General features: G+C 64.6%; 25 protein-coding genes and 1 tRNA gene. 13 read left to right on the top strand and 13 right to left on the bottom strand.

What is annotated here, in order from left to right:
• Positions 1–24 precede the first annotated feature (24 nt).
• Complete coding sequence (locus RAD15_RS13330; protein WP_458178062.1) at positions 25–525, top strand: hypothetical protein; 501 nt, start codon at positions 25–27, stop codon at positions 523–525.
• Positions 526–556: 31 nt separating this feature from the next.
• A complete protein-coding gene (locus RAD15_RS13325; protein ID WP_458178060.1) occupies positions 557–1,006 on the top strand; it encodes a hypothetical protein in 450 nt (149 codons plus the stop codon).
• Between the two features lie 104 nt (positions 1,007–1,110).
• Here the strand turns inward: RAD15_RS13325 and RAD15_RS13320 are convergent, their stop codons facing one another.
• On the bottom strand, positions 1,111–1,710 hold the full coding sequence (locus RAD15_RS13320) for a TetR/AcrR family transcriptional regulator (RefSeq protein ID WP_458178058.1): 600 nt from the start codon (positions 1,708–1,710) through the stop codon (positions 1,111–1,113).
• Positions 1,711–1,870: 160 nt separating this feature from the next.
• Here RAD15_RS13320 and RAD15_RS13315 point away from each other — a divergent pair, with 160 nt between their 5' ends.
• Together RAD15_RS13315 and RAD15_RS13310 are read left to right on the top strand one after the other, a co-directional pair.
• Entirely contained in the window at positions 1,871–2,248 is a 378-nt protein-coding gene (locus tag RAD15_RS13315) for a tautomerase family protein (RefSeq protein ID WP_458178056.1), read from the top strand.
• Between the two features lie 91 nt (positions 2,249–2,339).
• Positions 2,340–2,735, top strand: a complete 396-nt coding sequence (locus RAD15_RS13310; RefSeq protein WP_458178054.1) for a GFA family protein — start codon at positions 2,340–2,342, stop codon at positions 2,733–2,735.
• A gap of 36 nt (positions 2,736–2,771) precedes the next feature.
• Here RAD15_RS13310 and RAD15_RS13305 read toward each other — a convergent pair whose 3' ends face one another.
• Both RAD15_RS13305 and RAD15_RS13300 read right to left on the bottom strand, forming a co-directional pair.
• Positions 2,772–3,701: a CobW family GTP-binding protein gene (locus tag RAD15_RS13305; protein ID WP_458178052.1), complete on the bottom strand. Its 930-nt coding sequence runs from the start codon at positions 3,699–3,701 to the stop codon at positions 2,772–2,774.
• A 3-nt stretch (positions 3,702–3,704) separates the two neighbouring features.
• On the bottom strand, positions 3,705–5,195 hold the full coding sequence (locus RAD15_RS13300; protein ID WP_458178050.1) for an amidohydrolase family protein: 1,491 nt from the start codon (positions 5,193–5,195) through the stop codon (positions 3,705–3,707).
• A gap of 909 nt (positions 5,196–6,104) precedes the next feature.
• Between RAD15_RS13300 and RAD15_RS13295 the strand changes: the two genes are divergently transcribed.
• Together RAD15_RS13295 and RAD15_RS13290 are read left to right on the top strand one after the other, a co-directional pair.
• Entirely contained in the window at positions 6,105–6,536 is a 432-nt protein-coding gene (locus RAD15_RS13295) for a hypothetical protein (RefSeq protein ID WP_458178048.1), read from the top strand.
• A gap of 281 nt (positions 6,537–6,817) precedes the next feature.
• Positions 6,818–7,843, top strand: a complete 1,026-nt coding sequence (locus RAD15_RS13290) for an alpha/beta hydrolase (RefSeq protein ID WP_458178046.1) — start codon at positions 6,818–6,820, stop codon at positions 7,841–7,843.
• Positions 7,844–7,866: 23 nt separating this feature from the next.
• On the opposite strand, the gene RAD15_RS13285 is transcribed toward RAD15_RS13290, so the two are convergent.
• From RAD15_RS13285 to RAD15_RS13275, 3 genes are all read right to left on the bottom strand, one after another.
• Positions 7,867–9,684, bottom strand: a complete 1,818-nt coding sequence (locus tag RAD15_RS13285) for a DEAD/DEAH box helicase (RefSeq protein WP_458178044.1) — start codon at positions 9,682–9,684, stop codon at positions 7,867–7,869.
• Between the two features lie 177 nt (positions 9,685–9,861).
• Positions 9,862–9,936 (bottom strand) — tRNA-Glu (locus RAD15_RS13280).
• 221 nt (positions 9,937–10,157) lie between these two features.
• Positions 10,158–10,502, bottom strand: coding sequence for a hypothetical protein (locus RAD15_RS13275; protein WP_458178042.1), 345 nt, complete (start codon positions 10,500–10,502; stop codon positions 10,158–10,160).
• Between RAD15_RS13275 and RAD15_RS13270 the strand changes: the two genes are divergently transcribed.
• The 3 genes from RAD15_RS13270 (at position 10,501) to RAD15_RS13260 (ending at position 13,343) form a co-directional block, all read left to right on the top strand.
• Entirely contained in the window at positions 10,501–11,508 is a 1,008-nt protein-coding gene (locus RAD15_RS13270) for an RluA family pseudouridine synthase (RefSeq protein WP_458178040.1), read from the top strand. The genes RAD15_RS13275 and RAD15_RS13270 overlap by 2 nt on opposite strands.
• Positions 11,509–11,727: 219 nt before the next feature.
• Positions 11,728–12,627: an RNA polymerase sigma factor RpoH gene (gene rpoH / locus RAD15_RS13265; protein ID WP_458178038.1), complete on the top strand. Its 900-nt coding sequence runs from the start codon at positions 11,728–11,730 to the stop codon at positions 12,625–12,627.
• Between the two features lie 374 nt (positions 12,628–13,001).
• Positions 13,002–13,343 carry a hypothetical protein gene (locus RAD15_RS13260; RefSeq protein ID WP_458178036.1) on the top strand — a complete coding sequence of 114 codons (342 nt, stop codon included), beginning with the start codon at positions 13,002–13,004 and terminating at the stop codon, positions 13,341–13,343.
• A 9-nt stretch (positions 13,344–13,352) separates the two neighbouring features.
• Here RAD15_RS13260 and RAD15_RS13255 read toward each other — a convergent pair whose 3' ends face one another.
• The 4 genes from RAD15_RS13255 to RAD15_RS13240 all read right to left on the bottom strand — a co-directional run bounded on the left by RAD15_RS13255 (position 13,353) and on the right by RAD15_RS13240 (position 16,945).
• Entirely contained in the window at positions 13,353–13,979 is a 627-nt protein-coding gene (locus tag RAD15_RS13255) for a peptidoglycan recognition protein family protein (protein WP_458178034.1), read from the bottom strand.
• 34 nt (positions 13,980–14,013) lie between these two features.
• On the bottom strand, positions 14,014–15,225 hold the full coding sequence (locus tag RAD15_RS13250) for a GGDEF domain-containing protein (RefSeq protein WP_458178569.1): 1,212 nt from the start codon (positions 15,223–15,225) through the stop codon (positions 14,014–14,016).
• A 600-nt stretch (positions 15,226–15,825) separates the two neighbouring features.
• Positions 15,826–16,437 (bottom strand): LysE family translocator, encoded by a 612-nt coding sequence (locus RAD15_RS13245; RefSeq protein WP_458178032.1) that lies wholly within the window; start codon positions 16,435–16,437, stop codon positions 15,826–15,828.
• Between the two features lie 133 nt (positions 16,438–16,570).
• Positions 16,571–16,945 carry a response regulator gene (locus tag RAD15_RS13240; RefSeq protein WP_458178030.1) on the bottom strand — a complete coding sequence of 125 codons (375 nt, stop codon included), beginning with the start codon at positions 16,943–16,945 and terminating at the stop codon, positions 16,571–16,573.
• A gap of 121 nt (positions 16,946–17,066) precedes the next feature.
• On the opposite strand from RAD15_RS13240, the gene RAD15_RS13235 reads away from it, so the two are divergent.
• Positions 17,067–17,897: an SDR family NAD(P)-dependent oxidoreductase gene (locus RAD15_RS13235; protein ID WP_458178028.1), complete on the top strand. Its 831-nt coding sequence runs from the start codon at positions 17,067–17,069 to the stop codon at positions 17,895–17,897.
• A gap of 317 nt (positions 17,898–18,214) precedes the next feature.
• Here RAD15_RS13235 and RAD15_RS13230 read toward each other — a convergent pair whose 3' ends face one another.
• A complete protein-coding gene (locus tag RAD15_RS13230) occupies positions 18,215–19,021 on the bottom strand; it encodes a lytic murein transglycosylase (protein ID WP_458178567.1) in 807 nt (268 codons plus the stop codon).
• 175 nt (positions 19,022–19,196) lie between these two features.
• On the opposite strand from RAD15_RS13230, the gene RAD15_RS13225 reads away from it, so the two are divergent.
• From RAD15_RS13225 to RAD15_RS13215, 3 genes are all read left to right on the top strand, one after another.
• Complete coding sequence (locus tag RAD15_RS13225; protein ID WP_458178026.1) at positions 19,197–20,129, top strand: OmpA family protein; 933 nt, start codon at positions 19,197–19,199, stop codon at positions 20,127–20,129.
• An 84-nt stretch (positions 20,130–20,213) separates the two neighbouring features.
• On the top strand, positions 20,214–20,555 hold the full coding sequence (locus tag RAD15_RS13220; RefSeq protein WP_458178024.1) for a hypothetical protein: 342 nt from the start codon (positions 20,214–20,216) through the stop codon (positions 20,553–20,555).
• A gap of 496 nt (positions 20,556–21,051) precedes the next feature.
• On the top strand, positions 21,052–21,288 hold the full coding sequence (locus RAD15_RS13215; protein ID WP_014492112.1) for a hypothetical protein: 237 nt from the start codon (positions 21,052–21,054) through the stop codon (positions 21,286–21,288).
• Between the two features lie 18 nt (positions 21,289–21,306).
• Here RAD15_RS13215 and RAD15_RS13210 read toward each other — a convergent pair whose 3' ends face one another.
• On the bottom strand, positions 21,307–21,687 hold the full coding sequence (locus RAD15_RS13210) for a thiol-disulfide oxidoreductase DCC family protein (RefSeq protein WP_458178021.1): 381 nt from the start codon (positions 21,685–21,687) through the stop codon (positions 21,307–21,309).
• A gap of 34 nt (positions 21,688–21,721) precedes the next feature.
• Positions 21,722–22,016: hypothetical protein (locus tag RAD15_RS13205; RefSeq protein ID WP_458178019.1), on the bottom strand; the 295-nt coding region annotated here is incomplete at its 5' end.

Here is a 22,016-nt window from a genome sequence, read left to right as displayed (position 1 = left end):
GCGCAGCCAGAGGCCAGAGGCTCAATGCATCAATCGACATCAGCAAGATCCCTCGACCTCCCCGCGCTGTGCGCGGCGGAGCGACTGTTCATCTGGGGATTCCGGGCCAAGGCACGCAGCGGAGGTGCCGTTCCGACCGCGGCCGACATCCAGGAGGTGTACGACCATTTCCGCGTCGGCGATGCGGTGCCCTCGCTGGAAGCCATCATCGAGGTCTTTGCGTGCACGGCGCATACGGCGATCGAAGTGCACTGCCCGACATGTCCGCGCATGTCGGAAAGCGAGCACGGAATCCTGCACGCCATTGCCGCGGCGCAGAAGGACCGCATCGATACCGTGCGCGAGCAGTTCGAATGCTGGCTGCCGCCGGTGGGTGCCGATTGGGCCCTCGCACCGGTGCGGGGACTCGCAACGATCTTCCGCATGGCAGGTCTCATCCTGCCCGACCGACGCGCCCAGTCCTTCGACCATGACCGGACGATGGCAATGAAGAGCTGGCTCGTGGGAAGCCCCACGTTGCACTGACGAGATCGTTCATGATGCAGGATGCAGTTCCATGCCAATTCAGGAAGCCGGCCAGGCGCGGCTCTGTCCGCTCCAGGCCGCGCTTTCGACGCGCCCGTGCGTCGAAGGCTACGATGATTTCTGCCGCGTCGCGCTGTCGCTGTTCCGCTTCATCGGCGCGGCCTACGCGACCGGCGCGTCCGATTGCTGGGAAGCGGCCTATCGCTATGCCGATGAGGCGCCGGGCATTGCCGACAGTCCGCTGCTGGTGGCGCGCGCTGCCGCGCTGGTCAGGATCCTGCGCAGCGGCCGGCCATGCGAGCTGTGCTTCATGCCGCCGTCGTGCAAGCGCCTCTCGAAAGACGAGGCGGAATTGATGCGCCTGCTGGCGGTCGCGCGCCGCAAGCAGCCGGGCGAGCTGGAGACCATCGTTTGCCAGTTCGTCGGCAATGCGAACGAGATGGCGACAACGCGAGCCGTCAACGCGCTTGCCGTGTGCTGACACCTAAAGCGCGATGTGATTAGGATGAATCGTCATCGCGCTTTAGGTTGTTGTTTGAGCATGATCTTTTCGGAAAACCGCTGCACACTTTTCCGGATCATGCTCTAGCCGCCCTTCTTCGCGAGCACGAGATCGATGGTGTGGGCGGCAATCTTGCGCAGCTGCGGCTCGTCATTGAAAGCGCGTTCGAGCACGGCGAGGCCGCGCGTCACCGTGACGATGTGCAGCGCTGCGGCGGCGGGATTGCCGCCGAACTCGCCGCGCCTGGCGCCCGCCGACAACGTGTCCTGAACCAGAGCGGTGATGCGCGACACCAGATTTGCGAAAGCCTGGCGCGCCTCTTCATCGAGCCCTTCACCCTCGGCCGCGCCGAGCTCCATCAATCCGCGCGTGGTCGGACATCCCCGCGGCGGCGTGCCCGAGCGGAAGTTCGTGATGGTGAGATCGAAGAACGCGGTCAGGCGCTTTCGCAAGCTCCCCGTGCCGAGCGTTTTTTGCAGGGCGATGAGATAGTCGCCCGCATAGCGTTCATAGGCCTGCAGGAACAGCGCCTCCTTGCTGCCGAACGCATTGTAGAGGCTGCCGCGCTGGACGCCGGCATCGCGCGCGATGTCCGACAGCGAGGTGCCGCGCACGCCCTTGCGCCAGAACTGGTCGAACGCGATGCGCAGGACGTCGTCGTGGTCGAATTCGCGCGGCCTCACATTCTGCTCCTCTGAGGTATTTGACAAGGTGTCAATAACATGCTTTCTAGACACCATGTCAAAAACTAATTGGGATTGATATCCCGTCTCGTCAATAATCCCACGGCCGGCGCGGATCATGCGCCTGGCCGGCCGGGCCCGCATGCAAAGGGACCAGCTCATGCCTCTCCTTCACATCTCGATGCGCACTGGGAAGCCGGACGCCTATCGGCAGGCGATCCTCGACGGCCTCTACCGCGCCATGCGCGAGGCGCTGAATGTGCCTGAAGGCGACGAGTTCATGACTATCAGCGAGCTTTCGCCTGCGAACTTTCGCTGCGGCAATGCCTACGGCGTCAACCGTGGCGACGACGCGCTGCTGATCCAGATCACCGTGTTCGCCTCGCGCACCCCTGAGCAGAAGAAGGCGCTCTACCGGCGGATCGCGGAGCTGCTCGGCGACAACCCGGGCATCCGGCCCGAGGACGTGTTCGTCAACGTGCTCGATGCGCCTGCGGAGAACTGGTCCGTCGGCCACGGCCTCGCGCAATTCGCGTGAGCTTGCCGGACCTGCCGACGCCCTCTTGAGAATTGCCAGCGGGAAGGGTCTGATGGGTCGTGGAAGCCGGCCGAGCCGGAGGGGGAGTGACATGGCCGCATTCCGGGGAAGCTGCCTGTGCGGCGAGGTGGCATTCGAGGTCGAGGGCCCGTTCGACCACTTCCTCAACTGCCATTGCTCGCGCTGCCGCAAGGCGACCGGAGCCGCGCATGCCTGCGAGGTGATTGTGAAGGCGGACGCGCTGCGATGGCTACGCGGAGAGCCGTCCGTCGCGCGTTTCGACCTGCCGAACGCGCGAAGCTTTGCAACCGCCTTCTGCAAGGTCTGCGGCAGCCCGATGCCGCATCTCACCCGCAGCGGGCGCGAGGCCATCATCCATGCCGGCGCCTTCGACGCGCCGCTGGGCGCGGCACCCGACCGGCACGTGCAGTGGGCGTCACGTGCGGACTGGTATGTGCACGGGGATGGACTGCCGGTGGAGGATTGAGACGGCTGATACGTCCCGCGATCGGTGCAAACCGCACTACCCGCCCGCAACACACCCCTCCATGATCCCGTCGAGTTCGGCCTTCGAGAGCACGCCCAGTTCGGCGATGAAAACGATCCGCGCGCGCGGCACGCCCGGGGCGGGCGCATCGCCAGGTGCGAGTGTGGCGCGGCCGGCGGCGAACTGAAACACCATCAGGCGTCCGGGCTGCTCGACGGTTTCGAACAGGCCTTTTGCGCGCGCGAGTTTTGGTGCCAGGCGGCCGATGGCCTGCTGCAGGCGCGGCAGCGAGAGCGGTTGGTCCGACGTCCAGCTCAATGTCTCAAAACGCTCTTCTGCCGGACGTTTCGGCCCCGGCTCGCGTGGCGTCGGCGCGCGATCGGCGGCCGCGGGAAACAGCAACGCGGACGGGATCTCGCCGTGTTGCGCATCGACCACCACGGCGGGGACGCGCTGGGCGCGGATGGCCTCGCGCATCCGCGCGCCTGCCCCCTCGCCCGCCAGATCCAGCTTGCTGAGCGCCACGATATCGGCGACGCGCAACTGCGAACGCTGGAGCGCGTCGTCAAGGGCGGCCGGCGGCGTTGCTGCGTCCATCACGCAGAGCACGGTTTCCAGCGGCGCCTCGCGCAGGATCACCGGGTCCATCAGATTGCGTACGATGTCGGCGGGATCGGCGACGCCGCTGGTCTCGATGACGATATAGTCCGGCTTCGGATCACGCCGCAGCAGCGTCGAGAGCGTGCGGAGCAGATCGCCTTCGAGCGAGCAGCAGATGCAGCCATTGGCAAGGCTGACCACACCGTCGCTGGCGCCCGCGATCAGCTCCGCATCGATGTTGATCGCGCCGAAATCGTTGACCACGGCGGCGATGCGCCGCCCCTCGGCGTCCGCCAGCAGATGGTTGACGACCGTGGTCTTGCCCGCCCCCAAAAAGCCCGTCACCAGGAGAATGGGGACCGGCATGGATCAGGCTCCGACGACGGGACGGCGCACGGGCCTACCCGGCCGCGCCGCGACGTCCAGCACGCCATCGCTGATCAGCACCTGGCCACTGACGACCAGATGCCGCACGCCTTCCGACGGACGGTTCATCGCCGTGAAGGTCGCACGGTCCGAGAGCTTCTCGAAGTCGAACACGACGATGTCGGCATCGGCGTCCTTTGCAAGCCTGCCCTTGGCGCGCGTCGCCGGCGTGCTTTGCGACAGGATTTCCGCCGGGATCAGCGCGCATTTGCGCACGCCTTCGAGCAGCGACACGGCTCTGCGCTCGCGCACCCATTCGCGGATGAATTTCGTGAAGCAGCCGGCCGAGCGCGGATGCGAGGTGGCATCGTCGGGCAGCGGCCAGGCATCGCCGGTGTAGGTCTTGCCGTCCGACGTCGTCCACGGCATCGCGTCGGAGGCGATCGCGCCGCCGGGATAGAGCACCGACATGTCGAGCAGATCGCGGTGATGCGCATTGTTCTCGGTGTCGAGGATGTGCCAGAGCACCAGCGAGGACGGCTCTTCGGCCTGCGCCTTGAGCAGCTCCTCGCGGTCGTGGAAACGATAACCGTCGGTCACACGCTGCACGGAATCATAGCCGGTGCCGTTGCGCTCGACGAATTTGGGATCGCTGAAGAAGGCAGCCGCCAGCACGGTCGAGCCGGTGCCGTAGGGATAGGCCTCGACCGTGATGGGCAGGCCCTGCGCCTGCGCCTTCTCAACCAGCACGCGGCAGCGCGCGATGTCGGTCTTGCTGGACGAGTTGAAATGGCAGATGTGCATGTGCGCGCCGGTGGCGCCGGCATAACCGATCAGGCGGATATAGGCTTCCACCGCACTTTCAGGGTCGATGCGCGACATGAAGGCGACATGGGTGAAGGTCGGCACGTCCTGCTTTGCCGCAAGCTGGCAGACTGCCGTCAGTTCCTGCACGCCGGCGCCTGGCGCATAGGCGTTCAAGATGCCGATGCCGATGCCGCCCTCGTTGAGGCCGCGCGAAAGACGCTCGAGGATGCCGGCCACCTCCGCATCGGTTGCGACGTTGTCCATCCAGCGGCGATCGCGCATGGCGTTGCCGAACGCCTCCAGCGAGCTCTCCGCATTGGAGCCCGTCATCGCGCCGATGCGCGCAAAGGCCCAGTTGGTGGCGGCGCCGTAGTTCAGCACGCGACCCTTCCGCGCCTGGCGCTCGTACCAGGATGCGACCGGCAGCACGCCGGCCTCGAGATCAAGCGTCGTCGTCACCCCGTCGAACGCCTGCATGCGATCCGCGGGAAGCGACTGGCCATGCGCGTGCAAATCGATGAAGCCGGGCGCGACCACGAGGCCGGTGGCGTCGATCATCCGCTCGGCGCCGCCAAGCGAGGAACCCACGGCCGCGATCTTGCCGTCCACAACCGCGACATCGCCAACGGCATCCATTCCGCTCGCGGGATCCACCACCCGGCCGCCAGAGATCACCAAGCTGCTCATTTCGTCACTCCAAAAAGCAGATGCAAAATCCTCCAAAGGCCCGGCAGCAGCTTCGGAGGCACGTCGGCGCGCATAGTGCAGATTTTCGGGGCAACGACCACCACCACTGATGCCGATGCTGCATGCTTGCAGGGGAGGCCGGTGCCGACCGGAGATATCGAAGCCAGAGCGCAACAAGCTTGCTTGGCAAGTTTCTGGCTTGGCAAGTTGCTGGAGCAATCGACACGCGCTCGCGTCCTCGCGGCATGATTTGCCCGAGCTGTGCTTCGCTTCACACCCCCTCGAAGGAAAGGGCGCAGGGAAGACCGGGCGCCAGCTGGCACCCACAAAACCCCCGTGCTGAACGAATGCACACGCAGTGCACAGGGGAAACACAGGGCAGCCGAAACCAGGCCTTCCCTGCGCGATGGTTTGACGGCCTATGCCGCGCTCTCCCGGGAGCCGAGTTCCTTCTGGCCTCCCTCGCCCTCGCGAAATTCACGCTTCTCGCGCCGGTTGACGCGATGACGCCTTCGCAAAGGCTTGACCGTAGCAACGACGGCCAGGACCACACGGTTTCGCCGTACGCAGACCATCCGGCTTCGCCAGATATGAGCGCCGTCCGTCTTCGCGGTTTGTGCCATGCTCACGAGGTTCATCTCGCCCTGCACACAACAAGCCCGCCTTTAACGCCGCCCGCGTCCACCGCAACTCCCAGCCCGCGCTCGAAACGACGTACGACCGCCCCTTTGGTGGGCTGGGATGGCCGACACATACGACAAATCCGAATTTCGGTAAAGTGGAATATTTTTGAGGAAAGGGGTTGACAGCGATCTGGGCTGTTTCGCCGACAGGGCAGCCCCTTGCAAAACTCCGCACCTCTTCCAGGATGGACGTATTTCCGTATTCTACGCTTCGCTGGAGCCGGCCATGCCAACTCATATCGGAGACATCATTCGAGCCTTCGAGTTCGCCAACACCGACGGTGGCGTGGCGGAGTTTCGTGCCTTCATATGCAGACAGACAGGAAAGACCTACTATCAGACCGAGGGCCTGGGCTCCGAAGATTTCGACGACGAACTGCCTGATGACATCGAGGATGAGGCCAAATACATCCCTCTGCCGGACAAGCGTGACCTCGATCTCGGCAAACCCCTGGTGCTGGCATTTGCCCGCGAACACCTGCCGGACGATTTCGACGACGTCCGTTATTTCTTCAGCAAGCGAGGTGCCTATCCGAAATTCAAGGCCCTGATCGCCCGACGAGGCGCGATCGATCGATGGCATGCGTACGAGAATAAAGCGACAGAGCAGGCCTTGCGTGAGTGGTGCAAGGAGCAGGGGATTGAGGTCGTGGGCTAGGTGCCGTCACCCGAGACAGCGGATCACGTCCGAGGCAGGTGATGGGTTTCCCAAGAGCTCGACCCATTCTACGGGCTACCTGCGCCGTTGAAGCGAACCCGCTTCGTCCGAGTATGAGCGCGATGCGGCCCGTTCGACGGGGCGCCGCAGGGTTCCAGGCGAACGCGGACGCCACGACTTGAACCGACCGCGAAGCTCCGCCGCCGTCTTCTCGCCCCCATTGTCGTTCAGTGAGCTAGCCGGGGCGGCGTTACGGTGGGCAAAGTTCCCGAAGGTTCCGTGTGATCGACCGACGTCCCCTGCAACACGTCTCCCGTCATCCTGTCTCGCGCCGCGCTCTCCTCGGCGGATTTGTGTCGGCAGGAAGTGCCCTCGCGCTCGGCGGATGCGCCGGCTTGGGTGCGACCGGCGCGCGCTTCGACGCGTCCTCCCTCTCCGTTGACCCCACGTTGCTTGTCACCACCACGCGCAAGCCCGTCAACGGCGGCCGCACGAAACCCTGGTTCGGGCCGGAGCGCGCGACGAGCATGACGGTCGCGCGGGCCAAGCTGGTGGCCCCGGACGAGAGCCGTCTTTCTCTCACCTCGGTTGGAATAGGCGATTGGCGACTTGATCGGATCGAACCGGTGTCGGCGGACGCTGGCGATCTCTCTGCGCAGGCCGGCGGAGGGGACGTGCTGATCTACGTGCACGGCTTCAAGCAGACATTCGAGACGGCGGTGCTGGATGCCGCCCATCTCTCCGACGGGATCAAGTTCCGCGGCCGGACCATGGCGTTCTCCTGGCCCTCCAAGGCGGGACTGTTCGACTATGCCTATGACCGCGACAGCGCGATGTGGTCTCGCGACGATTTCGAGCGCGTGCTCTCTGCGCTCGTGTCGGCGCCAAGCGGCGGCCGCGTGCACATCGTTGCGCACAGCATGGGAACCATGCTGGCGCTCGAAAGCCTGCGTCAGCTCTATGCGCGATACGGCGACACGGTTACGAGCAAGATCGGCGCGGTCGTGTTTGCCGCGCCAGATATCGACATGGACGTGTTCTCGTCGGCGATCCAGCGCGTCGGTCCTCTAGCCGGCAAGATCACCGTGATCGCCGCGACGAACGATCGCGCACTGGCGCTATCGGGACAGATCGCAGGTGGAATGACCAGGGTCGGCGCCGCCGAGAAGGCCGCCATCGCGCGGCTCGGCGTGCGCGTGGTCGATGCGTCCCAGGAAGGCTGGGGCATCATCAACCACGATCTGTTTCTGTCGAATGCGGAAGTGCAGCGGGTGATCCGCCGCTCGATCGACGGTACGACGGCGTAAGAGAACACCTGCGCGGCGCTATTCTACGCGATCAACCGCTGCACCAGCGCCGACTCGCTCGAGTACGTCAAAAGCGCCTCGTGCGTCGCCCGGGTCACCCCGACATAGGTCAGTCGAACACATTCCTCGACCGCCTCGCCGTGGCGACCGAGCAAGCCCAACCCTGCAATGGCGACGCATGGAAACTCGAGCCCTTTCGCCGTGTGCATGCTGAGGAAGCGCACAGCGACACGCTTCGTCGACACTCTGTTCCTGTTGTTCTTGGCCATGTCGATCGGCACGTCATGCTTGGCGAGGACCTGAGCGACCCGCTCTCCGATCCAGTGCTCCGGATAGAGGCAAGCCATTTGCGGCCACTCGTACCCCGCCTTTTTCCGCCCGAGAAACCACTCGGCGACGCAGTGAGCTTCCGCGTCGATGCTCACGCACTGCCGCACGTCCGGCACCAGTCCCTGCCGACCCGCATCTTCGGGCAACAGGATGGGGTGCTCATCATCGGCCGTCGTGCCCGGAGCGCCGATCACGTCGGAAGCGAAGCGTCTGGCGAAGGCAACGATTTGCGCGGTGTTGCGGTAGTTGACTTTTAGTACGGTCGTTCTGCCCGTCGCTTCAATTCCGAGCTGCTTCCACACCGGCCGCTCGCGTCCCTTGTAGATGGCCTGGATGTCGTCGTAGACGACCATCAGCGCCCTCGTGCGCGGGTTCACCATCTTGGCCGCGAGCGCGAGCCATTGCGGCTCGAAGTCGTGTGCCTCGTCGATGAGAACGGCGTCGTACTGTTCCGCCGGGATATGTCCCTGATCGACGGCCTTCATGACCTCCGCAACGCTCGCAGCCAGTCGCGTTGCATAGTCCGGATAGTCTCGCTCGGACGGGGCAGGAATCCCGTAAGTCCGCAGCATCCGGTAACACCAGGCGTGAAAGGTCAGGACCTGAACGCGGTCCTCGACGCCGCGATCCTGCATGGCATCCTCGAGCCGCCCGGCGATGCCGTTCGCGTAGCACAGGATCAGCACCGGCTTTGTCGCTGCACGCGCCAGATATTCGGCTCGAAAGGCGAGGATCAGGGTCTTGCCCGATCCAGCGACGCCGCGAATGATGCGATGCCCGTCTCCCAGGCTGCGCGCGATCTGCTCCTGATGCATGTCCATGACGGCAAGCGTCCGGTCGGATGGATCGGGCGCGATTGGTTCGTCCAGAGGCAGCGCAATCTGTCGTATGCGGATTTCGGGAAAGAGCAGCGCGCGCAGCCGGTCGAATTGCGGCATCGACAGAGGCTCGCCGAGGCGCGGATGGACCATACGCCACAATCTGGACCGGAATTCCTCGGGGTCCGCGCCCTCCGTCATGTCATCCTTGCACACACAGAGATGCTCGGCGAACACCTCCTTCAGGTCGGTCTGATCGAACTGCTTGCGCGTGATATTGGTGAACACGGCCCCGAAGCCGAACGGCAGGATGGATTTGCCCATGAAGCGGTGACCGGCCGGAAACAGCAGTTGCCCGTCCCGCTCCAGCGTGCGCACGACATCGAACGTGTACTTTCGGGCCTGCTCCAGCGGATTGCTCTCCCGCACGGTGCCGCGGCTCGTCAGCAGTTCGACGTTTGTCTTGTCGGCCGACACGATGGACTCCAGCCGCCAGTCCTTCACCTCGAGCACGAGCAGGCCGTTCGCCGGGTGAACGATGATGAAGTCCGGATGCCGGCTGCGCGGGCCGACCGGCAGATTGTGCCAAACGACGGCGTTCTCTTCGAGGAAGTCCTTGAGGCGCTCCGCGAGTCGCAACTCGCCGCGGGTGTCGAAGCGCGCGAAGCCAAGGCTGGGGATCAGGATTGCCATGCAGCGGCCGAGAGGTTGAGAGCCCAGCTCGGAAGCTTACACGACCTCAGGATGCTTTGATCAATGCCCGCGGGGGCCGGCCCATCGCTAATCGAGCGTTCTCGGAGCTACTTCTTCAGGAAGGTCAATTTGGGCAGGGGCGACGTCAACACCCGTGCGACGGCATTCTGAAGACAATGGCGCTCCCTAGGGGAATCGAACCCCTGTTTCAGCCTTGAGAGGGCCGCGTCCTAACCGCTAGACGAAGGGAGCGTGAGGGAGAGGACATAGCCGCGAAATTTGCCGGCGGCAAGGTGAGATTGGGGTTTCAAACTGTCTCTTCTGGCGTCGTCCTGGCGAAAGCCAGGACCCATTACCCCGAATGGTCATGGTTAAGGAGGACCGGAGCCACGATCTCGTTCACACAATCGGATTCGGTGGCTATGGGTCCTGGCGTTCGCCAGGACGACGATCGAGGGGCTCCGAGCCCGGCCTCACGGCTCATTGGCAAATTTCAGCTTTCCGGCCGGCTTCAGGGTGTGAGCATCGAACGTGCGGATCTCGGTGACCCCGCCGACGTCGAGCGTGACCACGAGCCGGTCGCCGGCGACCCCGGTCGAGACGATTCTGGCGCCCTTGGGCAAAGTGGCGGTGACGTCGCCTACGGGTTCAGGTGCCCTTCCCTCCGACTTGAAAAGGCGGTAGCCCACCGCGATCAGAACGGCGCAGATCGCCAGCGCCGTGGTCAACCCCGCGATCAGCATCATCCGCCGCACCCGCGCGAACAGCGCGGCCTGCTCGGGGCTCGGTTCGGGAACAGCGGTATCAGACGTCGTCATGGATAGCTCAGGCTCTGCGCAAAGGTTGGAGGTTGTCGTCGCCGGCAACGAGGGCTCGGCCCGGCTCGACCGCGTGCTGGCGGCGCACCTCACCGACCTGTCGCGATCACGGCTGAAAGCCTTGATTTTGGCGGGCGCGGTGACCCTGAAGGCCTCCGCGATCCGCGACCCCGCTTATCACGTCAGTAGCGGCGATACGATCATAATCGACGTGCCGGAAGCGGCGCCGGCCGAGCCGAAAGGCGAGGATATCGCCCTCGATATCGTGTTCGAGGACGACGACATCGTGGTCCTCAACAAGCCGAAGGGCCTGGTCGTGCACCCCGCGGCCGGCCACGAGACCGGCACGCTGGTGAATGCGCTGATCGCCCATTGCGGAGGCTCGCTCTCGGGTATCGGCGGGGTGCGCCGGCCCGGCATCGTGCACCGGCTGGACAAGGACACCACAGGCCTGATGGTGGTCGCCAAGAACGACCTCGCCCATGCCTCGCTATCGGCCCAGTTCGCCGATCACGGCCGCACCGGCGAGATGCGGCGCGGCTATATGGCGTTCGCCTGGGGAGTGCCCGGCCGCCATCGCGGCACGGTGGATGCGCCGATCGACCGCCACCCGCATGCGCGGGAGAAGATGGCGGTGCGCCAGGGCGGCCGCGAAGCCGTGACGCATTGGGAGATCCTGGAGAGTTTTGCCGGGCGCGACGGCAAGCCGGTGGCGGCGCTGCTCGCCTGCGAGCTCGAGACCGGGCGCACCCACCAGATCCGCGTCCACCTCGCCCATATCGGCCATCCTCTCATGGGGGATGCGGTCTATGGCCCGCATTTCAAGACCAAGGCGAACCAGCTCGGCCCCGAGTCGCAGGCAGCTTTGGCCGCGCTCGGCCGGCAGGCCCTGCATGCCTATATGCTGGTATTGGAGCACCCCAGGACCGGAGAATTACTCCACTGGGAGGCGCCTCTGCCGGAGGATTTGCTTCTCCTCCAGAGCACCCTGAAAGCGGCGGTATGACGCAGGGCGTTTAAGAAAAACGTTACATTACAAAAAGTTATAGCTGCCACACGCGGACGTGACGTCAGCAATCCTTCCCTTTTTGACCCCCCATGGGGTATATTGCGCCTGCGTTGGAAATGACCAACGCGGAACATCGCAGCTACGGCCGGCTTTAACAAAGCGGTCGTCTGCCTGGCCCGCCGCTATCGGGGGCCTGAACCTTTGGAGGGCTTAACTATGGCCCGTACCGCTGCTCTGCCGGTCCTCAATGGAGAATCCGGCCTTTCCCGTTACCTCGCCGAGATCCGCAAGTTCCCGATGCTGGAACCCCAGCAGGAATACATGCTCGCCAAGCGTTGGCGCGAGCATGACGATCGCGAGGCGGCCCACCAACTCGTCACCAGCCATCTCCGGCTCGTGGCCAAGATCGCCATGGGCTATCGCGGCTACGGCCTGCCGATCTCCGAGGTCGTCTCGGAAGGCAATGTCGGCCTGATGCAGGCGGTGAAGCGTTTCGAACCCGAGAAGGGGTTCCGCCTCGCCACCTACGCGATGTGGTGGATCAAGGCGTCGATTCAAGAGTACATCCTGCGTTCCTGGTCGCTCGTGAAGATGGGCACCACCGCGAACCAGAAGAAGCTGTTCTTCAACCTGCGCAAGGCGAAGAGCAAGATCAGCGCGCTGGACGAAGGCGATCTCCGCCCCGACCAGGTGAAGATCATTGCAAAGCGCCTCGGCGTCACCGATCAGGACGTGATCGACATGAACCGCCGCCTCGGTGGCGACGCGTCGCTCAACGCACCGATCCGCGACGACGGCGAAGCCGGCGAATGGCAGGACTGGCTGGTCGACAATTCGCCCAACCAGGAAGCCATGCTGGCCGAGCACGAGGAATATGATCACCGCCGCGACGCGCTGAACGGCGCCATGGGCGTGCTCAACCCGCGCGAACGCCGCATCTTCGAGGCCCGCCGCCTCGCCGATGAGCCGATGACGCTGGAAGACCTTGCCGCCGAGTTCGGCGTGTCGCGCGAGCGCGTCCGCCAGATCGAGGTCCGCGCCTTCGAGAAGGTGCAGTCCGCGGTCAAGGGCACGATCGCAAGGCAGGAACAGGCCGCGCTGGAAGCCGCGCACTAAGCGCGGGTTTCGCTACGGCAAGAAATTGGCGGATCGAAAGAGACGAAAAGCCGGCGGCAACGCCGGCTTTTTTGTTTGGGGGAATCACAGCACTCTCGCTGTCATGCCCCGCGAAAGCGGGGCATCCAGTACGCCGCGGCGACAGTAGCGACAGCGAGATATCCAACCCAAGCCTCTGGAATACTGGATCGCCCGGCTAAACCGGGCGATGACAGCATAGTTGTGGCTACAGTCGGCGCATCGTCTAGCCAAGTGAGACGGTCATCACAGTCCCCTCCTCTCGCCCGACGTAGAACCGAGCCTCGCCTTGAACCCGCGCATCCGGTCAATCGACCCAAAAATACCGGACCGACAGCATCGATTGGACGGACACCGTGTCGATCATCCTGCAATCCACCGTCGGTGGCTTCTCTGCCCAGTTCATGCGCAAGCTGCCGCTGGTCGAGCAGGCGATGCGCGAGCACGGGCTCGAGCCGTCGGAGTTCGTGATCTCCAAGGACTACGCCTCGACCGTGGCGATCCCGATCATGGGACCGTTCTTCTACGATTACAGCGTGTTCTTCGGTGACGAGAAATTCTCCGTCACCGAGCCGAACGACATGGTGTTCCTGGACTACTTCCTCAAACGCGTGCTCGCCGCCGACGGTCCGCCCGAATTGCCGCAACGGCCGGGACTGCTGCGGCGGTTCTTCGGGTGGATGGCGCAGGCGGTGTGATCTCTCTCATCATTCCGCCCAAATCCGCGCCAGCGTCGCGAGCCAGCAGCCTTCGCAATAGCGGGCATCCTTGTAGTCGATCCAGTTGTGCGCATAGACGTGATCGAGCGGGATGTCGTAGCGCGCGCGCAGCACTCTTACGAGGATCTTCCAGGCCGCGACCTGCGCGTCAGTCGGACCAGAGGTGACATCGGGATAATTGCCGGCGAACTCGACGCCGATCGAATTGTCGCGCACCACCTGGCGATAGGTCGTCCTGTTGTCGATGTATTTGCTGTCGTTGCGATTGGCGCCGTCGCCATGGGTCGGCACCAGATTTTCTGCGACCGCCCAATAGACCGTGCCGTCGGTCTCGACCCACACCGTGACGCCACGCCGCGTCGGGTTCTTCGACTGCTCCGCCGCGCCGCCGCGCGCCGAGCCGGCCGGCCCCTCGGTCTGGTGAACGATGATGTTGCGCCAGGCATGAGCCTTGTCGACATCGCCCCACGGCGCCAGCCAGACCATCTTCAGGCCGGGAATGTCAGGCGTGCCCGAAGCGCGCGCGAGCTTCGTGAGCTCGGCGTCGGTTGCAGCGGCTGGGGCGATCAGGAAGAGAGCGGCGACAACGGCCGCGAACAGGCGGGATATCATCATGGGGGTCCAGCAGGAGACCCGAGCCTAGCAGGCTTTACGCAAACTTGCGCGCGACCACGCCCGGACCGATCGGCTCCGGCGAGAGCGGCGGGGACGGATCGTAGACGGCAAAGTCGTTCTTGCCGTTCTTCTTGGCGGCATAGAGGGCGTGGTCGGCATGCGCGATCAGGCGGTCGGGGTATTGGCCGATGCCGCGGTCCCATTGCGCCACGCCGATCGAGATCGCGATCGGGATGTCGTTGCCGTTGCAGCCGGCAGCATCCTGGCGGCAGACCTCGAGCACGCGGCGGGCGATCGCGGCGGCCTCGCGCAGGGACGAGGACGGCAGCACGACGCAGAACTCGTCGCCGCCGGTGCGGGCGAGCATATCGCCGGGCCTCAAGCGCGTCTGCGCCATCAGGGTGAAGTGCTGGAGGCATGCGTCGCCCGCGGCATGGCCGTGGGTGTCGTTGATGGTCTTGAAGCCGTCGAGATCGATCACCAGCAGCGAGAACGGCTCGGCGCTGCGCTCCGAACGGGCGCATTCCTCGGACAGGCGCTGCAACAGGTGCCGCCGGTTGGCGACGCCGGTGAGATCGTCGAGCAGCGCGAGGTCGGCGACCTCGCCTCGCAGGCGGTCCATCGCCATCAGCAGGAAGCCGAAATTGAGCGTCATCGACAGGAACAGGAGCCCCAGCACCAGGACGGCGTGGGTCTGACCGCCCGCGACCGCCGAGAAATCGTAGCCGAGCAGATTGCCCACCGTCCGCACCACCAGGATCCCGATGATGCCGAGGATGACGATGCCGGACAGCCGCGCGCCCGGGCTGACCTGGCCCTCCGGCGGCAACAAGAGCAGACGCAGCGCCAGCACCAGCGGCAGGCCCTGACCGACCGTGTAGCTGAACATGCGCAGCTGCATGTGCTCGAAGCCGACCATGAAGAACACGACGCCGGCGAGGCTCAAGCCTCCCGTCGCGGTCATGACGCGCCACGCGACCGGGCGGTGATAGAAGCGCTGGATGCCCATGGCCGCGAGGCAGCTCGCCGCGATGACACCGGCAGCGCCAAGCAGAAGCGGAAGGGGAGAGACGACGAACAGGCGGATCAGGGCCGTCATCGCGCCGGTCGCGCCGACGAAGGACGATGCCATCCAGAACCGCGCGGCCGCGAATTTCGGATAGGAGCGCGTCACGTAGGCCCAGATCAGGCCGAGCGCCAGAAAGTTGACGATGAACACCGTCCAGAGTGTCGGTACGTTCAGCATGGCGCGTGCGGCACGCGCAGCGCCGCGCCCCCCGTCCCTGACAGCCGTCCGTCCATGATCCATCCCCGTTTTCTTGCGGGGAACAATGCGGCCGCCGCGCTTAACGGAGTCTCACTGTGTTCCTTCGAAGCGCGCCCTTGGTTTGGGATTCATGAACGGCGTTTCCGTGTTGTCGGATCGTTAGGCATGTCGCCGCCCCCCTGCGCCGTCGCATCGCGGCGCGCGTCGATGCGGATTCGCGCGCCAAAATCACCCGAAAACGCATCTGAGCTGTGGATAACGCGATGACACGGATGTGACAGCGCGGGGCAGACGGGCGCGAATCTGCTGAGTTTACGCCTGAGGATGCTGCGAGGCTGGCCCTCCGCCGAGCGTTCCTCGTGTCGCGTTTCACCATTAACCCTTAAGAGGATCCTATGGCTAAGAAAGCGAAGAAGGCGACGAAGAAGAAGGCGAAGAAGGCCAAGAAGGCGAAGAAGAAGTAACGAGGCTTCTGTTTCTTTGCCCGGGTGGAGCCTCGCTCCGCCCGGGCTTCGGGTCAGGGTTGAGAGTGTGTGAAGGGGGCGGGCGCGAGGCCCGCTTTTTTATTGGGTGGAGGGCCTACCGCTCCGCGAACGCCAGCTTGGCGCCGAGCGCGGCAAAGCCGGCGGCGAAGCTGCGGCGCAGCCAGGCCATCACGCGCGGGCGGGAGATCACGCGCTCGCGCACCGAGGCGGCGCAGAGGCCGTAGACCACGAACACCGCAAACGTCATCGCCATGAAGGCGCCGCTCAATTCCAGCATCCGCGCCAGCACGTTTGCCTCGTCCGCGGCGATGAACTGCGGCAGGAAGGCGAGGAAGAAGATCGAGAGCTTCGGGTTGAGAATGTTGATCAGGAAGCCGGTGACGATGACGCGGCCGCTCGACCGCTCCTTGATCTCACCCTCCACCGCCAGCGCGCCGGTTTCGCGCAGCGCCTGCCAGGACATGTAGAGCAGATAGAGCACGCCGCCCCATTTCAGCGCGGCAAAGGCAAGCGCGCTGGTGTGGAGCACGGCCGCAAGGCCGAGCATCGCCGCGATCATGTGCGGCACGATCCCGAGCGTGCAGCCGAAGGCGGCAGCGACACTGGCGCGCGAGCCGCGCGTCAATGCCGCGGCCAGCGTATAGAGCACGCCGGTACCGGGGGAAGCGACGACGATGAGCGAGGTGAGCAGGAAGGACAGGGACATGGGCGGACCTTATCAGTCCGCCTCACTGCAAGAAAGCCGGACCTCGGCCTTCAGGATCTGACACCGTCATCCCGAGCCGTTGCGCGGGCGACAACGGCTTCGCCGTTGCGCTGGGATGACGGGTTGAGAACGGTCAGGACATTTGCGCGAGCTCGGCTTCGCGCAGCACGTCCAGCGGTGCCCATGGTTTTGCCCAGAACTTTGCGCCGTCCGGCAAGGGCTGCATCAAGGGGCGGCCGGAGGTGACGACGACGTCGAGCCTGGGATTGCGGTCCTTGGCGACATACGCGAGCTCGACCCCGTTCATGCGCCCCGCTAGCTGGACGTCGGTCAACATCAGACAGAGCACGCCGGCGTTCTTGTCGAGCACACGCTCGGCCGCCTCGGCGCTCTCGCACTGGATCACCTGGTAACCGCTCTCTTCCAGCAGAAGGCTCAGCATCTCCCGCTGCATGGCATCGTCTTCAACGATGAGCGCTGTCGCGCGAAATGGTTGTGCTTGTCCCATCGGCGGCTCCCAATGCTTGCTTGCGTAACGTATGTTAAAGAGCCAACTCGCTTGCGGTTCGGTTCCATTCTGAAAAAATGTAAATCATAGTTCCGCGGTCCAAGGCTTGACGGGGGATTTCATGACTGCGATTCGCGGCGCCGCCGCCATCACGGGTGCCGCGAGCGGCATCGGTCGCGCGCTGGCCATTGAGCTGGGAAGCCGCGGCTGCGATCTCGCGCTCGCCGATCGCGACGAGGCCGGGCTGAAGGCGCTCGCGGCCGAGATCGGTGCGGGACGCAAGATCAGCGTGCACCGCGTCGATGTCAGCGAGCCCGACGACATCAAACAGTTCGCAAACGAGGCGACCACCGCGCATCCCGCGCTCGGCATCGTCGTCAACAATGCCGGCGTGGCGTTGATGGGCTCGTTCGAGGAGATCGACCAGGCGCAGATGGACTGGCTGTTCGACATCAATTTCTGGGGCGTGGTGCACGGCACGCGCGCCTTCCTGCCGCACCTGAAGACGAGGCCGGAGGCGCATATCGTCAACCTCTCCTCGATCTTCGGCATCATCGCGCCGCCGGGACAGTCGGCCTATGCCGCGGCGAAGTTCGCGGTGCGCGGCTTTTCCGAGAGCGTGCGCCACGAGCTTGCGGTTGCGGGCAGCCCGGTCCGGCTCTCGGTCGTGCATCCCGGCGGCGTCGCCACTGCGATTGCGCGCAACTCGCGCACCGGGGTCGGCGTCACCGACAACACCCGCCGCGCGCAATCGATCGAGCGGTTCGAGACTGCGGCCAAGACCACGCCGAAGGATGCCGCACTGCGCATCATCAGGGGCATCGAAAAGAACGAGCCGCGCATCCTGATCGGCAACGACGCCAGATTCATGGATCTGTTGCAGCGCTTCCGCCCGGGGACGTATTGGGCGCCGTTGCAAAGGAAGCTGGAGAAGATGGCGAAGGGGAAGTAGTCGCCTCGTGCGATGGCGTTACTACGCATCGTCGTCCTGGCGAAAGCCAGGACCCATAACCACCGAACTCAGTTTGGCGACGGCCAGCAGTTACTCAGCTTTAGGCAAGTGGCTGTCAGCCGTCGTAACAACTTCTCCCTGGGGTAATGGGTCCTGGCTTTCGCCAGGACGACAATGGGGCAGATCGCGCCCGCCCGTCCCCGCGCCGTCATTGCGAGGAGCGTAGCGACGAAGCAATCCAGACTTTCTCCGCGGAGAAATCCTGGATTGCTTCGCTACGCTCGCAATGACGGGTGGGGTTAGCAGTGTACCAGCCCTCACTGCCCCGCCAGCCGATCGGCAAAATAGCCGATCGTCTTGCGATAGATCACCGCCCTGTTCCACTCCCGCATCGCCTCGAAATTGGCGGTGCCTTCGCCGTAGGGCTGGCCCATCTTGAAGCCGCTGGTGTGGAGCAGGTTCGCGGTCGAGGCGAGCACGTCGGGGACGCTGTGGCGGAGATCGACGTGGCCGTCGCCGTCGAAATCGACGCCGTATTTGATGTAGGACGACGGCAGGAACTGGGTCTGGCCGATCTCGCCGGCATAGGCGCCGATCAGGTCGCGCAGCGGCAGGTCGCCGCGCTGCACGATCTTGAGGGCGGCGAGCAGCTCGCCCTGGAAAAGCTCAGTGCGGCGACAATCATGCGCGAGGGTTGCCAGCGTGCGGATCACCGGCAGCTTGCCGATGTCGCCCTTGCCGAAATCGCTCTCGAGGCCCCAGATCGCGACCAGGATATAGCGGGGCACACCGAACTGCTGCTCGATGCGCGAGAGCAGCGCGGCATGACGTTGCAGCAGCGCGCGCCCGCCATTGATGCGGCCGGGGCCGACGCGAGTCGAAACATACTGCTCAAAACTCTTGTTGAAGGTGTAGCGCTGGCGCCGGTCGAAGGCGAGCACCGCGCCGTCCTGGGTGATGCCGCTGAAAGCCGCGCTGGTCACGCCGGCCGAGACGCCGGCGCCCTGCGCCTCCGAGGTCATGCTGGCGACGAAGCTGTTGAAGTCGCCGCCGCAGCGCGCGGCCTGCGCCGTGCCGCCGGCGAGACAGACGACGAAAGCGGTGGCCAAGCCTCGTCCGAGCATCAGGGCGTGTCTCAGCATGCGGGAAAATCCTTTTGGACCATGCGTGGAAAATCAGTGCGCGATCATGCCCGGGAACCGGATTCGCGTCAAAGCGGCAAAACCTCGCCAGAACCGATTGCCGTATGGGCGCGACTAAGGAGCAGCGCTCTCCCCGCCCCAACCGATCGAGATGACCATGCTCATTCCCTGCCGGATGCTCGCTGTCCTCGCTTTGCTGGCCCTTCACGCCGTCCCCGCCACCGCGCAGACGCGCGACGTGGCGGGTAGCCGCGACTATCCCGGCATCGGCCGGTTCGCCGGCAGCGTCATCACCGGCTACGTCGTGAAGGACTTTGACGCGACACGGATGCAGGGGGCGGCGTTCAAAGACGGCCAGCCGACCGACGCGCGGCGGCTGGAGGGCCGCGTTGTCCGCATCGCCTATCGCACCAATCCCGGCCCCTCGATCCTGGAAGTGTCGCGCAATTTCGAGACGCAGCTGGCGAAAGCCGGCTTCGAGACCCTGCTCGCCTGCGACACCGACGCCTGCGGCGCCATTCCCTTCACGGAAAGCATCGACACGCTGCCGGTGCCGCAGATGTGGGTCGACGGCTTCAACTACCGTTATTATGCCGGCCGCAAGACCGAGGGCGGGCGCGAGATCTATGCCAGCGTCATCGTCAGCCAGAACAACCAGGACATCACCGCGCAGGTCACCGTCGCCGAGCTCGGCGCCATCGCGAACAAGATGGTCGATGCCGCCGCGATGGCGAAGGGCATTAGCGAGACCGGCCACATCGCGCTCTACGGCATCTATTTCGACACCGACAAGGCGGTGCTGAAGCCCGAGAGTCGCCCGACGCTGGAGCAGATCGCAAAGCTCCTGACCAGCCAGCCGCAGCTGAGCGTCTTCATCGTCGGCCATACCGACAGCCAGGGCGCCTATGAGTACAATCTGGATTTGTCGAAGCGCCGCGCCGAGGCGGTCGCGGCCGAGCTGGTGAAGAGTTTTCGGATTGTGCCGACGAGGCTCCGCACCGCCGGCGTCGGCTTGCTGGCGCCGGTCGGCCCGAACGCGACGGATGCCGGCCGCGCGCTCAACCGGCGCGTGGAGCTGGTGGCGCCGTGATGCGCTCGCGAGTTTGATGCGCGTCAACATCGCTGCGCGAGCGACATGAGATGAACAGTCGCGACCGACGTGAAGCAACCAGCGATGCCCGACGACAGCCCGACATCAACCCGCCGCCCCCTCCTCCGCATCCCCCTGTTCCGCCTGCTCGCCGTCAACCTCGCGATCGGCGCCTGCGCCGCAATTCTCCTTGTCGGCGGGCTGCTCTGGCTCAACCCCGGACATCTGCGCGAGCTGATCGTCGCCGACCGTTCGCCCGGCGTCGCGCTCCTGCTGCTGCTTGGTTCCTTCCTCATCACCTTCGGTTCCACCGCGATGGGCAGCGCGATCATGGCGCAGGGACGGAAGGAGAAGAGCGGCAAAGGCGGCGGACACGGATCGCGGCTCGCCGTGCAGGAACTGACACAGCGCGCCCGCACGGGATGAGGCGCAGTCCGGAAACGTCCGGCGCTTAACATATGTTAGCCGACATCATCTGCACGCAGGCGGGAAGGCGTGCAGGCTGACGCGCGTTCCTACAACCGCGCGACTCCCGTTGCATTGCGAGAGCAGCCAAGGTGAACAAAGTGATTTGACGATCCAAGCACTTGTTTCGGTCTACACCGGAACCGGATGTCGCGATCGACGCATATCTGATGCGCACACTGCGACATCAGCGCCGTCACGATTCAACTTGCCATCGCATGGCGCATTCTATAGCATTCTATTTTAGGTTGTTGCCCCGCCAGCCCCGGGCGACGCTGAAGACCAAAAATAAACGGCGGGCTTCGCGGCCCGCCGTTTATTGAGGGAAGGCCGTAGATACCTCTCCCGGCCAACACACCTCGTCGGGCAGCCGCGCCCCCTGCCTTCGACTGATCGCCGACGTCGATAACCGCTGAAGTCATTTGACTGCGGCCTTCTTATCGACGACAAGCCGGCCATGGCCAAAAAACCCGGAACCAACCCCAAAGGCGAATTTGCCTTCTTCAACGTCTTCTATGAAGACGATTCCCAGCGCTCCAACCGCCGCGTTCCCAGCGAATTGCTCGGCGGCCTCGACGGCGACGAACCCGCGCGCGGCTTCATCATGGAGCAGGACCGCGAGATCGCGGAGAAGAGCGGCCGGCCCGCGCTCGAGATCAAGCGGATCGAGCGGGTCGGGGTGAAGAAGAAGTAGGCCGACAAAGGCAGGCGCTCACCAGCGCCCGCGCCGTTTATTCCAGGCAAACAGCAGATCGGCAAACCGGTCATAGAAGAACCGCGTGAACGGCAACGCCACGCGATTGCCGAACAGCGCCGCAAGCCACCCCTCCCCGGGCGTCAGCCTCCACAGCGCAATCGCGACATCCGCGCCGACGACGAGCCGGCCGGCCTCGTCGGTCGCATGCAAGCGCCGCCTGATGTCGTCGAGCGAGGCGCCAAAGTGCGCCAGCGCGTCGGGCTGCTCGTTGATGTCCCTGAACTCGATCGTACCCGCGCGCACCAGCGCCAGCAGCTTGTTGCGCTGCCAGTCGATGCCCGCGTCGCAGACGGGGCAGCGGGTGTTGTACCAGACGGTGAGGTTAGCCGGCATCATCGAAGCATAGATATCGATCCTCCCGACGTCGAGGCTAGAGCCATCCCCGGAATTCCAGGATCGATGCGCGGTTCTCGTCGGAATTATAAGCCGATGGAAAAGCAGATGAGCCTCTTTGGCTGACGCTGACGACAAGGAGGCACAAACAAAAACGGCGGGCTTTCGGCCCGCCGTTTTCGTTTCGATGGATGCCCGGGTCGGACCCACGGCTGTCCGGTTCAAAATTATTGGACAGAGCGCATGGCGTTGATTCTACTCGATCCTGGACGTCTGCAAGCGTTCCGGGACACGAATGGAGATCAGCGCCATGCCGCACCACAATACAGTAT

The sequence above is a fragment of the Bradyrhizobium sp. 14AA genome, assembly GCF_054185205.1.
The sequence above is the reverse complement of the archived record's forward strand: the minus strand, read 5'-3'. Positions and strand labels throughout refer to the sequence as shown.